General features: G+C 46.1%; 12 protein-coding genes. 5 read left to right on the top strand and 7 right to left on the bottom strand.

Going from position 1 to position 12,216, the window contains the following annotated elements; translation table 11 throughout:
• Positions 1-354: 354 nt before the first annotated feature.
• From BGO59_RS26200 to BGO59_RS26190, 3 genes are all read right to left on the bottom strand, one after another.
• Entirely contained in the window at positions 355-576 is a 222-nt protein-coding gene (locus BGO59_RS26200) for a hypothetical protein (RefSeq protein WP_293688577.1), read from the bottom strand.
• A gap of 26 nt (positions 577-602) precedes the next feature.
• Positions 603-2,912, bottom strand: coding sequence for an ATP-dependent helicase (locus BGO59_RS26195; RefSeq protein WP_293688575.1), 2,310 nt, complete (start codon positions 2,910-2,912; stop codon positions 603-605).
• Between the two features lie 126 nt (positions 2,913-3,038).
• Complete coding sequence (locus BGO59_RS26190) at positions 3,039-3,479, bottom strand: hypothetical protein (protein WP_293688573.1); 441 nt, start codon at positions 3,477-3,479, stop codon at positions 3,039-3,041.
• Between the two features lie 157 nt (positions 3,480-3,636).
• On the opposite strand from BGO59_RS26190, the gene BGO59_RS26185 reads away from it, so the two are divergent.
• From BGO59_RS26185 to BGO59_RS26175, 3 genes are all read left to right on the top strand, one after another.
• Complete coding sequence (locus BGO59_RS26185; protein ID WP_293688571.1) at positions 3,637-4,197, top strand: RNA polymerase sigma factor; 561 nt, start codon at positions 3,637-3,639, stop codon at positions 4,195-4,197.
• Positions 4,198-4,285: 88 nt separating this feature from the next.
• Positions 4,286-4,903, top strand: coding sequence for a hypothetical protein (locus BGO59_RS26180; RefSeq protein WP_293688569.1), 618 nt, complete (start codon positions 4,286-4,288; stop codon positions 4,901-4,903).
• Positions 4,884-5,951, top strand: a complete 1,068-nt coding sequence (locus BGO59_RS26175) for a hypothetical protein (RefSeq protein WP_293688567.1) — start codon at positions 4,884-4,886, stop codon at positions 5,949-5,951. The genes BGO59_RS26180 and BGO59_RS26175 overlap by 20 nt, the downstream gene beginning before the upstream one ends.
• Positions 5,952-6,050: 99 nt before the next feature.
• Here BGO59_RS26175 and BGO59_RS26170 read toward each other — a convergent pair whose 3' ends face one another.
• Together BGO59_RS26170 and tpiA are read right to left on the bottom strand one after the other, a co-directional pair.
• A complete protein-coding gene (locus BGO59_RS26170) occupies positions 6,051-6,548 on the bottom strand; it encodes a cupin domain-containing protein (RefSeq protein WP_293688565.1) in 498 nt (165 codons plus the stop codon).
• An 87-nt stretch (positions 6,549-6,635) separates the two neighbouring features.
• Positions 6,636-7,400, bottom strand: a complete 765-nt coding sequence (gene tpiA, locus BGO59_RS26165) for a triose-phosphate isomerase (RefSeq protein ID WP_293688563.1) — start codon at positions 7,398-7,400, stop codon at positions 6,636-6,638.
• 238 nt (positions 7,401-7,638) lie between these two features.
• Between tpiA and BGO59_RS26160 the strand changes: the two genes are divergently transcribed.
• A complete protein-coding gene (locus tag BGO59_RS26160; RefSeq protein ID WP_293688561.1) occupies positions 7,639-8,901 on the top strand; it encodes an aspartyl protease family protein in 1,263 nt (420 codons plus the stop codon).
• Between the two features lie 4 nt (positions 8,902-8,905).
• Here BGO59_RS26160 and BGO59_RS26155 read toward each other — a convergent pair whose 3' ends face one another.
• Complete coding sequence (locus tag BGO59_RS26155) at positions 8,906-9,943, bottom strand: ATP-binding protein (protein ID WP_293688559.1); 1,038 nt, start codon at positions 9,941-9,943, stop codon at positions 8,906-8,908.
• 81 nt (positions 9,944-10,024) lie between these two features.
• Positions 10,025-10,732, bottom strand: a complete 708-nt coding sequence (locus tag BGO59_RS26150; RefSeq protein WP_293688557.1) for a response regulator transcription factor — start codon at positions 10,730-10,732, stop codon at positions 10,025-10,027.
• A 302-nt stretch (positions 10,733-11,034) separates the two neighbouring features.
• Here BGO59_RS26150 and BGO59_RS26145 point away from each other — a divergent pair, with 302 nt between their 5' ends.
• The gene (locus BGO59_RS26145; RefSeq protein WP_293688555.1) at positions 11,035-12,186 is read left to right on the top strand and encodes an AI-2E family transporter; all 1,152 of its coding nucleotides are present in this window, start codon (positions 11,035-11,037) and stop codon (positions 12,184-12,186) included.
• Positions 12,187-12,216: the final 30 nt, after the last annotated feature.

Genomic DNA, 12,216 nt, shown 5'->3' with positions numbered 1-12,216 from the left:
AGATGTATGCAATTCAGCGTCGTAGAAAAGAGCGGTGGCAGCAATCCAAATATCATTTTTTCCCATATTTCGGGCAGAGGTGCCTGCTGGTAGTGGATCATTTAATAACTCTCCCTGACTATAAGCATCAACTGTTGCCTATATGTCAGTCAGACTATACTCTATACCAAAAATGGGGATTGTGTTAAGGATCTTTTCAAGAGTGAGCCGTTTTTGATAACCCCATTTTCGCTTAGTGGCGAACGCCTTTAACTCACCTACTGTGACAATGGATATAACCGAATAAGCAGGTAACTCAGTTTTGCTACGAATTAGGTTTATAAGGACGTTAGTATCTAAAAGGTGTAACATTAATTAATTTTCATCTTTTAGCATGCGTTCCCATTGTTCTTCTGAAAAGTCTAGCTCAGGTAGTGGCTTGGCTTTGTCGCTGCCTACTGATTTTAAAAAAGCATCCATACTACCTGCTGCCTGAATATCTGAGGAAAAGTAAATTTTCGGCTGATTCACAACCGGAACAGAGCCAGGGGTATATTGTTTGGCGATTTTTGTTTTGGCTGGCATGATCTTTTTCATTAGCTTAAACCTTTAATTATCAGCTTCTACGTGACTACTCGTAGCTTGGCGAAACTCAGCAATAACGTCTTTTCGCCGACTACATCGAATAGAATGGTAGCCTTACGTTCGGTGCCATTTACATCTACCTGTTTTACGGTTCCAAATCCAAACTTAGCGTGTTCAACGCGCTGACCCGAAGCCAGATCAGCGGTGTTGCTTGGTGCAAAATCGGGTGAGGGTGTATGCGTAGCGGCTGTTTGTGGCGTCTGTGTACGGGCCGTTTTCTGTGCCAGCGACCGTACAAACGCCATCGAACCCGTCGAGGTGCTTTCGCTGCGGTCCCGGCCTGGATTGGCACGCTCAGGTCGGTCGAAATCCATTCGGCTGGGGGCCGAGCGTAGTTTCGACATTTTCAGATACCGCTGATCGATTTCCATCAGGAACCGGCTGGGTTCACACATTTTCAGGCGTCCGTAATGATAACGCGTTTCGGCATACGACATCGTCAGCCGCTTTTCGGCACGAGTAATCGCTACGTAAAAGAGCCGCCGTTCTTCTTCCAGATCGTTTCGGCTTTCGAGCATCATCTGGCTGGGAAACAGGTCTTCTTCCATGCCGACGATGTGTACGTTTTTAAACTCCAGTCCTTTGGCTGCGTGAATGGTCATCAGCGTTACTTTGTCGTTATCACCATCATCCTCTTTTTCATCAGCAGAGGTTAGCAACGAGACAGATTGCAAAAACGCGGCCAGACTTTTCTCTTCGTTATCCGGGTTATCGACAAACTCCTTGATGGCGTTCAGCAATTCCTGCACGTTTTCGTAGCGGGCCAGCCCTTCCACGGTTTTGTCGTCATACAGCTCTTTTAATAGACCCGATGCCTTGGCAATGTGTGAGGCTACTTCGTAGGCATCTTTCTGGTCGAGGAGTAGTTTAAAACTCTTGATCAGATCGGCAAAGCCTTCAATAGCGATGGCAGACCGACCAGCAACATGTTTGGTGATTTCGGCGACAATTTCCCAGATTGAATCCTGCTTCTCGGCAGCTATCACACTGATTTTCGCTACGGTAGTATCGCCAATGCCTCGCTTTGGTAGGTTGATGATTCGTTTAAACGCTTCTTCGTCCTGCTGATTGACGGTAAAGCGCAGGTAAGCGATCAGGTCTTTAATTTCCTTACGCTGATAGAACGACAAGCCACCAATAATGCGGTACTTGATGCTCATCTTGCGCAGGGCTTCTTCAAAGGCCCGCGACTGTGCGTTGGTACGGTACAAAATGGCGAAGTCGTTGTTGGTCAGCGATTCGTTCATTTTGGTTTCAAAAATGGCCGACGCTACCAGACGTCCTTCCTCATTGTCCGACGAAGCTTTGATCACATCGATCGGTGGACCATCTTCATTGTCAGTAAAGACATGTTTTTCCAGTTGTTGCTTATTCCGGGCAATGATCGAATTGGCCGCTTCAACAATCGTTTTGGTCGAGCGGTAGTTCTGTTCCAGCTTCACGATTTTGACATTCTCTTTGCCATAATCGCGCTGGAAATTCAGAATGTTTTCGATGTTGGCTCCCCGGAAAGCATAGATACTCTGGGCATCGTCGCCCACGACACAGATGTTCTGATGAACAGCCGCCAACTTGCGGGTGATCAGGTACTGCGAAATGTTCGTATCCTGAAACTCATCGACCATTACCTGCTGGAACTTATGCTGGTATTTATTCAAAATGTCCAGATGGTCGCGGAAGAGTACGTTGGTGTTGAACAACAGGTCGTCGAAATCCATTGCATTTGCAGCAAAACAGCGAACACTATATTGCTTGTAAATCCGGCCAATGTGCGGCATCCGTGCCGATTCGTCGTCGGCCTGAATCACAGCGTTGTTAAGGTAATCGTCTGGCCCGATCAGTCGGTTTTTGGCGCCTGAAATCCGGGAAAACACACTGTTGACGCGGTAAACCTTGTCGTCGAGCCCCATCTCTTTTATGATGCTACGCAACAGGGATTTGGAGTCGTCGGTATCATAAATGGAGAAGTTGCTTGTATAGCCAATGGCTCGGGCTTCGATCCGAAGGATTTTGGCAAATACAGAGTGGAAGGTCCCCATCCAGATGTTGCGGGCTTCCGTCCCAACCACTTTTTCGATCCGGTGACGCATCTCCCCAGCCGCTTTGTTGGTAAACGTAAGGGCCAGAATCCGAAAGGGATCAATGCCGTTTTCAATCAGGTAAGCGATTCGGTAGGTTAGTACGCGGGTTTTTCCCGAACCGGCACCGGCAATAATCATAAGCGGTCCATCGCCGTGCATAACGGCCTGCCGCTGTGGGTCATTCAATCCAGAAATATAATCAACCATTCAGCTCGTCTCTATCCTTCTATAACAATCAAAACTACGAAATAATTTGGTAGGGGACAGCCAGCGACGGGACTGGACGGAATAAACTTTTGGTTCGCAAAAACCTGTTCGTTTTCCTGAACAAAATCAGAGGAAAGGGCCCATGTCGATGCCCATCACTTCCGATACGGCTGAATTTGTAGCAACTCCACCATCGCCTTTTCGATACCGTAACCACTCGTGTGTTTTGTAATTGTAGACAAAGCCTTCCAGGATGCCGTAGTCGTTATCTTCGATAAGATAAATGATTTTTCGTAGGTCATTACGTTGCCCATTGTTCTGGCATACCTCTATAATAATCTTCGTTTCCTCAGCGGTTTTATCGTACAGAATTACGTCGGGTACGGCATGCCCAGTCCCTTCATCCAATGGCGTTTCAGGGAGAGGTTCCAGAATAATTCTCTTTTGTTGGTAATATAATAGCCCTAATTCAAACGTTAGTTTACTGATAACGCGCTGATGGTCAAAAGGAGAATTTGGGCCATCTTCGTGGGCTATAAATGGCTGGCCTTTCTGAGGTTTGTACATAGTGATAATGTTTTCATACGGCCAATCTAAAGAAAAACACCCTTTAAACGATGTGAGGGCAAAAACGATGACTTTTTCTGGATTATTGTGCAACATTCTCAATTTACCTGCATCTTTCTATCGATAATAACTTAAACGTTGGGAAATACTGAAGCTGTTGGAACCTAAACCGTACCCCGACCGCCATGCTGACCTGGTCAAACGCTGCCAACAGGGCGAGCGACGGGCACAGTATGAACTTTATCAGCATTACGTAAAGGCGATGTATAACGTTTGCCTGCGGATTCTGAACCATGAAGCTGAGGCTGAAGATGTATTGCAGGAAGCTTTTATGGATGCATTTAGTCATATAGGCTCGTTTCGGGGCCAAAGTACATTTGGTGCCTGGTTGAAGCAGATTGTAGTGAATAGGGCTATTAATCATCTTCGTAGCCGTCGGCTGGAGTTAGTCGATATGGAATCGAATCGATTTGGCGAAGATGACGGGCCTGACTTTGCCGACCCCGAACCGTATGACGAAGACGGGGTTCAACTGGAAGTAGATCGGGTCCGAAGGGCCATGCAACTGCTTCCAGAAGGTTACCGGGTAGTGCTATCGCTTTATTTGTTTGAAGGGTACGACCACGAAGAAATAGGCAATGTGTTAAATATTAGTGAAACAACATCCAGAACGCAGTACTTACGAGGAAAAAAACGTTTACTTGAATTACTAAACTAGTTGAGAATGAGTTAGTAAGGGCCGACGAGGGCAAACCCTGTAGAGGGTATTCGCTTTTTCACTCTTGCACTCTTTCGCTTATTGAACTATGAAAAAGGATAACCTTGAACGTTTTGTGCGCGATAACCGCGAGGACTTTGACGACAAAGAGCCGTCGGTTGATCTGTGGAAAAAGATTGAGGCTGGCCTTGATAAAGCTAGTATGGATGGTCCACCGATCGTCCAGAACAATGGTTCACCGTTTGTGGCAGTCCACAAAAACCGCCCGGCTTCGGGTGGACGGCAAATAGGCTGGCCCACGCTCGATTGGCGAGTGGCTGCGTCTGTTGCGGTATTACTGTTGGCTGGCTGTTTTCTGTATATGAATAAGCAGTATGGGGTAACTCGCCAGCCTGAACTCGTAGCGGCCAATCCGACCTATGCGAAAGAAGTGGTACAGTACACGCGATTGATTGACGATAAACGTGCCGAACTAAAACAACTGACCGAGGATAATCCCGCTTTGTATCAGGAATTTGCGATTGACCTGGACCGGCTCGAAAACTCCTACCGGGCACTCAAGGCCGATCTGCCTAAAAACCCGAATCAGGAAGTGTTGATCCAGGCCATGATTCAGAATTTACAGCTTCAGATCAACTTACTTAACGAACAATTGCGTGTCATCGATCGCATTAAAGACCAGTCCCATGAAACGAGTCCTGTATAGTGTTTTACTATGCCTTAGCCCATTAATTATGCGGGCCGAGGTGCCGGTTCTGCCCGGTACGGTTGAAACCACCGTTGAAAAGAAGAAGACCATTATCAAACTATTCGATGTTGATAGTAAAGACAACCTGGTCGTTGACAATCAGTTCGGACAGGTGACAATAGGGTTGTGGGATAGACCGGAAATAAAAATTCAGATCACCATTATTGCTAATTCCGATTCGGACGAGCGTACCCAAAAATACCTGGATGCGGTATCGATTGAAGAAAAACGCAGCGGTAACCAAATTACGGTTCGGACTAATTTCAGCCAGAGTGCTGTCTCGAACTGGAGCTTCGGGAAGTGGAAAGATGATGGCGAACGGAATTTTGTACGCATCAACTATGATGTGATGATGCCCAAGCAAAACGCGCTGACGCTAAAAAATAGGTTTGGTAATACCTCCATCCATTCGTTTCAGGCTCCGCTAACCGTATATACCCGCTATGGCAATTTTATAGCTGAAGAGCTGGCCAGCCGACAGAACGACATTGATGTGGCCTATGGTAAAGCCAATATCCGTTATATCGACGCTGGCAAACTGGATATGGCCTATGGGAGTCTGGAGTTAGTGAAGGCTAATGACCTGACACTTACTAATAAAGCCGGAAAAATGACCATTGGCGATGTGGGAAAACTGAACGCCGACATCAATTATTCTGGAGCTAAAATTGGCAATCTGCGTGAGTCCGGTAAAATTAAACTTAGTTTCTCTGGTGGCTTCCGAATAGACCAGTTGCCTAAAACCGTTGAAAATGTTGATATTCAGGCGTCTTATTCATCCGTAGCGCTGCCTGTCGACCGAAATAACGATTGCGATTTCGACGTAACGGTTAGCTATGGTAGCTTCAACTACCCATCCAATTCAACCTGGCATTTTACCGCCCAACCCGACGATGATAACCGGAGGGGACCAAAGCTGACTAAGCAGTATGTCGGAAAGGTCGGCAGCGGTTCAGGAACTAAAGTCCGGGTTGTGTCCAAGTTCGGAAATGTGAATTTTCAGTAATCTGAACCGGGATTTAACGGATTGAGGGATTAAACAGATTTTGCTTTGGCAGCAGTCAAAGCAAAATCTGTTTAATCCCTCAATCCGTTAAATCCCGGTTCAGACAGTCAGTTTCTCGATGATTTCCCGGTGTTGGGGAAATTCCTGTAGTAACTGGTTTCGGTCGGCAAGTTCGAAATCGGCGAAATCGAATCCGGGCGCTACCGTACAGCCTACCAGTGAAAATTCGGTTCCTTCAGCGGGTTTCGAGCCAAACCAGCAACTAGCCGGTACTACGTCCTGAAACACCTCTCCCTGATCAGGATTATTACCCAATCGAATTGTTCTGAGCTTCCCGTCGGGGTGGATAATAAACACTTCGAGTGGGCCTCCTGCGTAGAAATGCCAAATCTCGTCAGATTGGATACGGTGAAATGCAGAAACGTCTTTTTGCTCCAGCAGGAAATAGATGGCAGTGCAAAATGATCGCTCACCACTAAATCGGCTCGGTAATGCCGTTTGGCCAATTTTTTCGGACGATCGATACGTTTCAGCGTAGTAGCCGCCCTCCGGATGGGGAACCATGTTGAAGGCCCGAACGTAATAGGCAACTGTCATAATCTAATTTTGAATGATTGAATGATAGAATAGGTTCTTGGTTTAGCTATTCTATCATTCAATCACTCTATCATTCAATCATTAAGTTTATTGTGCTGCTTTTACAACAGTGATAAAGTCGGGAGCTTTTAGTGAGGCACCACCGATCAAACCTCCATCTACATCGGTCTGTGCAAACAGTTCGGCTGCATTTTGGGCATTGGCACTACCACCGTATAAAATGCTGATGTCCTGAGCAACAGAATCGCCGTATTGGCTGGCAATGTGCTGACGAAGTTCAAAGTGCATATCCTGCGCCTGTGCTGACGATGCCGTCAGACCAGTACCAATAGCCCAGATCGGTTCATAGGCGATAACGACCTTTGCAAACGATTCGGCCGACAGATGGAACAGGCTCTCGGTAAGCTGGTTTTTTACAAAGCCAATGTAATCACCGTTTTCGCGAAGATCGCGGGACTCTCCACAGCAAAAGATAGGTGTCAGGCCGTTTTCCAGCGCAATGTTTACCTTGGCTGCCAGTTGGGCATTGGTTTCGCCAAAGTATTCCCGGCGCTCGCTGTGGCCAAGGATGACGTATTCAACGCCAATCGATTGCAGCATGGGGGCCGAAATCTCACCTGTATAGGCTCCTGAAGCTTTCTCGTGGCAGTTCTGAGCGCCGAGCGAGATAGAACCACCCGATGGGATTGCCTGGCGGGCGGTAGTTAAATAAACAGCGGGGGGGCACAGAACAACCGTAACATCGCCCGTTACGTCAGCATTTACCTTGTCGATTACTTCCGATACAAGGGCGGTAGCCTCGTCGGCCGTTTTATTCATTTTCCAGTTGCCAGCAACTATTTTTTTACGCATAACCGATTAATAATGAGAGTCGATAACAATGTTTAGGGTTAGCTAATAGCCCTTATATTGCCTAAAATTTTTAGCGAAATTAGGATTTTGAACGGAATGCACCACGTTAAAGGCTGCTAAAGTTGCCCGGACAGTAAATAAGTGAAAATAACTATCCGATAGGCAACAAACTTACTGTCTATTTTTTGTGTTATTCGGATAAAAAATGCGTAATTTCAATGTGATAAATCTACGATAGATGAAAACGCTCATACTGGCATTCGGGCTGTTACTGTTCGGTTGGGCTGCTCGGGGGGATGATAATCGAGGTGTGCCCGATAAAGATCATTACGGCTTTTTTATTGCCGGAAATCGGACCTGGACTCGTATTCCGTTTCAGCTTCATTCGAATCTGATTGTTGTGCCAGTACGTATCAACGATTCGGATACCCTGAACTTTATTCTGGATACTGGGGTCGCCAACACAATTATTACTGATCCTGCGGCTTTTGCGAAGCAGAAACTTCAACTAACACGGAAGGTTAAGATTAGTGGCGCTGGAGAAGGTGGGAGTCTGACTGCTTCCATTGCTATTGATAATAACCTGACTATGGGAGGCTTACGAGCATCGCATCATAATCTGGTTATTCTGGATGAGGATATTCTCAAACTATCGGAATATGTGGGTGCGCCCGTGCATGGCATTTTTGGCTACGAGGTGTTTTCAAACTTTGTTGTTAATGTTGATTTTCAGCGCCATGAACTGATGATCATGAAGCCTGGCAAGTACAAATACAACAAACATAAAGGCGATCGTTACCCTATCACTATTCAGGATACGAAAGCCTATACGGATGCCTTATCGGTGTTCGATGGCGAAAAAACCTTGCCGTTACGTGTTGTGCTGGATACAGGTGCTGGTCATGCGCTTTTGCTCGATCGATCACGTAGTTCGGCCGCCATGCCAATTCCGGAAAAAAGCATTCGGGCGCAACTAGGTCGTGGATTGAACGGGGTTATTAACGGGAGTGTAGGGCGGATTCAGAAAATTCGGTTTGGGCGTTACGAAATGGACAATATTCTAGCGTCGTTTCCCGACAGTATGGCTTTTGGGATGAAGCTTGTGAATATGCCCGAACGGCAGGGAAACGTTGGCTGCGAGTTGTTGCGTCGGTTCAACGTCACCTTCAACTATCCCGATCAGTACATTGTGATGAAGCCCGTTAAACGACTGATGCGCGAGAGTTTCGAACACGATATGAGTGGTCTGGAGCTTAGAGCCAGAGGAGAGAGCTTCCGCACCTATTATGTCGATAAAATTCTGGATGGTTCACCAGCTGCTACGGCTGGGCTTGTAGAAGGCGATGAGCTGTTGTTTATCAATAATACATCAGCCAGAGACATGACTATCAGCGAAATCTATAAAATATTACAGAAAGGGGAGGGGAGAGAAATATCGCTGGTCGCCCGTCGAAATGGCCAGCTCATTATCGCTCATTTTGCTCTCAAGCGACTGATTTAGAAAGCTATACGTCGATCCTGTCAAGTTTAAATCGGAAGGTAGTACCTTTATCGACCTTACTCATTACGGTAATTTTCGATTTGTGCGCATTTAGAATGTGCTTTACAATAGCCAGGCCGAGGCCGGTTCCTCCACGTTCTTTTGATCGGCTTTTTTCAACCCGGTAAAATCGCTCAAATATCCGGCTTAAGTGTTCAGGCGGTATGCCAGGACCATTGTCGCGAACCGATACGATAATGTGCTTTTTGTCTTCTTCAAGATGGACAATTACTTTTCCGTTGTCATTACCATACTTCACCGCATTTTCGATCAGATTGGTCATCACCTGCATAATGCGCTGAACATCAGCTTTTACCCAGATAGGACCCGGTTGTGAAGTCTTGAGAGAGAGCGATGTGTTTTTCGTTTTAGCAATGGTTTCGAGTTGATCAAAGATTTCCTGAACTACCTGCGTGAAGTTGATGCGCTCGAAACTCATTTTCACTTCGCCCGTTTCCAGTTGCGACAGTGCTACCAGATCTTTTACCAGGGCATCCAGCCCGTCGAGGCTTTTAGCGGCCTTCGACAGAAATTTATCCCGAACCTGCTCATCATCGACTGCTCCATCAATCAGCGTGTGAATAAAGCCCTGGGCGGCAAAAATGGGGGTTTTTAACTCATGCGACACATCGGCCAGAAACTCCCGACGAAACTGTTCCAGCCGTTTTAGTTCGTCGATCTCCTTCTGCTTCTTGGCGACGTAAACGAAGATTTCGTCGTTGAGCTTCTTGAATGGATTGCTGTTTTTGATAATCGATTTTCGGGAAATACTAAAGTCGCGAATTTTGAGCTGATGGATGGTTTTATACATCTTGTTGACTTCCCGAAAAACCAGTAATTCAATGGCGTATAGCACCAGAAAGAATGAAATGGCAAATGATGAAAGCCCGACTACAAACAACATACTGCTCGTGACGCCTTCAACGAATGTGAGGAAAGCGAGTGTCAATGCCGAAATCAGGCAAGCCAGTAAAAGAGCAATAATGCGGGGACTGAGGGACATTGTGTAAAGATAAAAAGAGCGAAAGAGCGAAAGAGTGAAAATGGCCTCTGCTGAATTTTCACTCTTTCGCTCTTTCACTCTTTATTCAGGCTGGTCGGTAAACATGTAGCCTACACCTTTCAACGTTCGGATATGGGTATCACCGATTTTTTCGCGAAGCTTGCGAATATGAACGTCTACAGTACGCTCGAGCACATAAATATCGGCTCCCCAGATTTTCTGAAGTAATTCTTCCCGGCTGCACACCTTGTTGGGGTGTTGCGCTAAAAAGAACAGGAGTTCAAATTCTTTCTTGGGCAGTATAACCGTTTTATCGTTCTGCGTAACTGAATAGTTTTTGCGGTTGATCAGCAGATCGGCAATGGTAATTTGCTCACCTGGATCGGCTTTCTGGGCTTCGCGCCGGAACAGGGCGTTGATCCGACTCATCAGCGCACGAGGCTTGATGGGTTTGGTAATGTAATCGTCGGCACCTACGTCGAAAGCGGCAACTTCAGAATACTCTTCCGAGCGGGCTGTCAGATAGAGAATGTAGGTCTGCCGTAACTCAGCGATCTCCCGGAGCTGGCGACCCGTTTCGATGCCATCTAGCTGAGGCATCATAATATCCAGTAAAACCAATTCGGGGAGATAGCTTTTAGCGACTTCAATAGCTTTTCGGCCATCGAACGCTGTACGAACTTCGTAGCCTTCTTTAAGAAGGTTGTATTCGAGCATCTCTACAATGTCGGCGTCGTCGTCTACGACTAAAACGCGGTGAAGGGGTTGAGCAGCTTTTGCAGCACTCATGCGAAGTTAAATTGTTGATAATGATCTACTTCACTTGTAGCGTTTAGTAGTTGCCTTCTGTTTGGCAGCCCGAAGTTACATGACTTATCCACAACGTTACCAACTCTAAACGCATCCTTAACAAAAACTTAACAGCCTGAACAACAATCAAAAGCCGCTGTTGCTATCTGATACTAAGATAATTAGATAAGCTCTAAAGTGTATTATTACTCAAACTAAAGTGGGTAATTGGTGGTTGGGGAGTAGTTGATCCTGTAACCAATAAACCGATAACGGGATTATTTTGATTTACATTCACTACTATGGACACACGTTCTCCAGAAATTCAATTGCCTTTCTACGCCAAAGTTACTTCCATACTATTATCCTTAGTGGTGATTATATATGGGTTGCATATGCTGGAAAGCCTGCTGATCCCGTTGGTTTTTGCCATTTTGTTTGCCGTACTACTCTTTCCGCTTGTAAACCGGCTCGAAAATTGGAAAGTCCCCCGTATCATTGCCATCATCCTTTGTCTGTTGCTGGCCCTCACCATCCTGACCGGCCTATTCTACGGGGTTTCGGTTCAGCTCAGTAGCTTCAGTGAAGTGGTTCCTCAGTTTGTTAAGCGTGGCAATGAATACATCAATAGTATACAAAAGTTTGCCGATGAACACTTAAATATCGACAAGCAACGTCAGGTTCAGGAAATACGTAAATATCTGAATCAGGCGCTTTCTGAAGCCGGTACTATCGTAACAACAACCCTGTTGACCACGACAAATATTATAAGTACGCTTTTCCTGATTCTGCTGTTCGCCTTTTTCTTTCTGCTCTACCGCGATTTTTTCAGAACGTTCTTTTACAAGATTTTCAAAGATGCGGGTCGCTCTAGAGTCGACGCGGTGATGAGTGGTATTTATGAGGTCGTTAAAGATTACATGGCTGGTCTGTTTCTGGTCATCGTTATTATCGGTACACTGATGACAGTTGGCCTTTTGATCCTGGGTGTCGATTATGCGGTATTCTTTGGATTTTTTGGCGCCTGTCTGGTTTTGATTCCCTACTTTGGGATTTCCCTGGGTTCGCTCATACCGGCAGCGTACACACTGGTTACGCAGGACAATCCATTTAAAGCGTTAGGCGTCGTTGGTGTTTTTCTGTTTGTGCAGGCGCTGGAAGGTAATTTTATCACGCCCTATATTGTCGGATCGAAGGTGAGTATCAATCCACTGGCGGCTATCATTGCCCTTATTCTCTGGGAAAATGTGTGGGGATTACCAGGGTTGGTACTGGCTCTACCGATGACGGCCATTATAAAAGTAATCTTTGACGCTGTTGATTCGCTGAAACCCTACGGATTCCTGATTGGTGAAGCTGAAAAGCCCCGACCACCTATAAAAAACCTTCAGGAACTAGCCGACCAGTTGCCAAAGCGAACCAAGAAAATTGGAAAAGTGGACGAGAAGAAATGATTGATTGCGTGAATGAGCGATTGACCACCA

It is taken from the genome of Spirosoma sp. 48-14 (genome assembly GCF_001898575.1).
Lineage (GTDB): Bacteria > Bacteroidota > Bacteroidia > Cytophagales > Spirosomataceae > Spirosoma.
Note: the sequence above shows the minus strand (reverse complement) of the source record. Positions and strands in the feature narration are given on the sequence as shown.

Excerpts from the sequence above, each read along its gene's own strand:
- BGO59_RS26200 (WP_293688577.1), bottom strand. The coding sequence starts at position 576 with ATGAAAAAGATCATGCCAGCCAAAACAAAAATCGCCAAACAATATACC.
- BGO59_RS26195 (WP_293688575.1), bottom strand. The coding sequence starts at position 2,912 with ATGGTTGATTATATTTCTGGATTGAATGACCCACAGCGGCAGGCCGTT.
- BGO59_RS26190 (WP_293688573.1), bottom strand. The coding sequence starts at position 3,479 with ATGTACAAACCTCAGAAAGGCCAGCCATTTATAGCCCACGAAGATGGC.
- BGO59_RS26180 (WP_293688569.1), top strand. The coding sequence starts at position 4,286 with ATGAAAAAGGATAACCTTGAACGTTTTGTGCGCGATAACCGCGAGGAC.
- BGO59_RS26175 (WP_293688567.1), top strand. The coding sequence starts at position 4,884 with ATGAAACGAGTCCTGTATAGTGTTTTACTATGCCTTAGCCCATTAATT.
- BGO59_RS26170 (WP_293688565.1), bottom strand. The coding sequence starts at position 6,548 with ATGACAGTTGCCTATTACGTTCGGGCCTTCAACATGGTTCCCCATCCG.
- tpiA (WP_293688563.1), bottom strand. The coding sequence starts at position 7,400 with ATGCGTAAAAAAATAGTTGCTGGCAACTGGAAAATGAATAAAACGGCC.
- BGO59_RS26160 (WP_293688561.1), top strand. The coding sequence starts at position 7,639 with ATGAAAACGCTCATACTGGCATTCGGGCTGTTACTGTTCGGTTGGGCT.
- BGO59_RS26155 (WP_293688559.1), bottom strand. The coding sequence starts at position 9,943 with ATGTCCCTCAGTCCCCGCATTATTGCTCTTTTACTGGCTTGCCTGATT.
- BGO59_RS26150 (WP_293688557.1), bottom strand. The coding sequence starts at position 10,732 with ATGAGTGCTGCAAAAGCTGCTCAACCCCTTCACCGCGTTTTAGTCGTA.
- BGO59_RS26145 (WP_293688555.1), top strand. The coding sequence starts at position 11,035 with ATGGACACACGTTCTCCAGAAATTCAATTGCCTTTCTACGCCAAAGTT.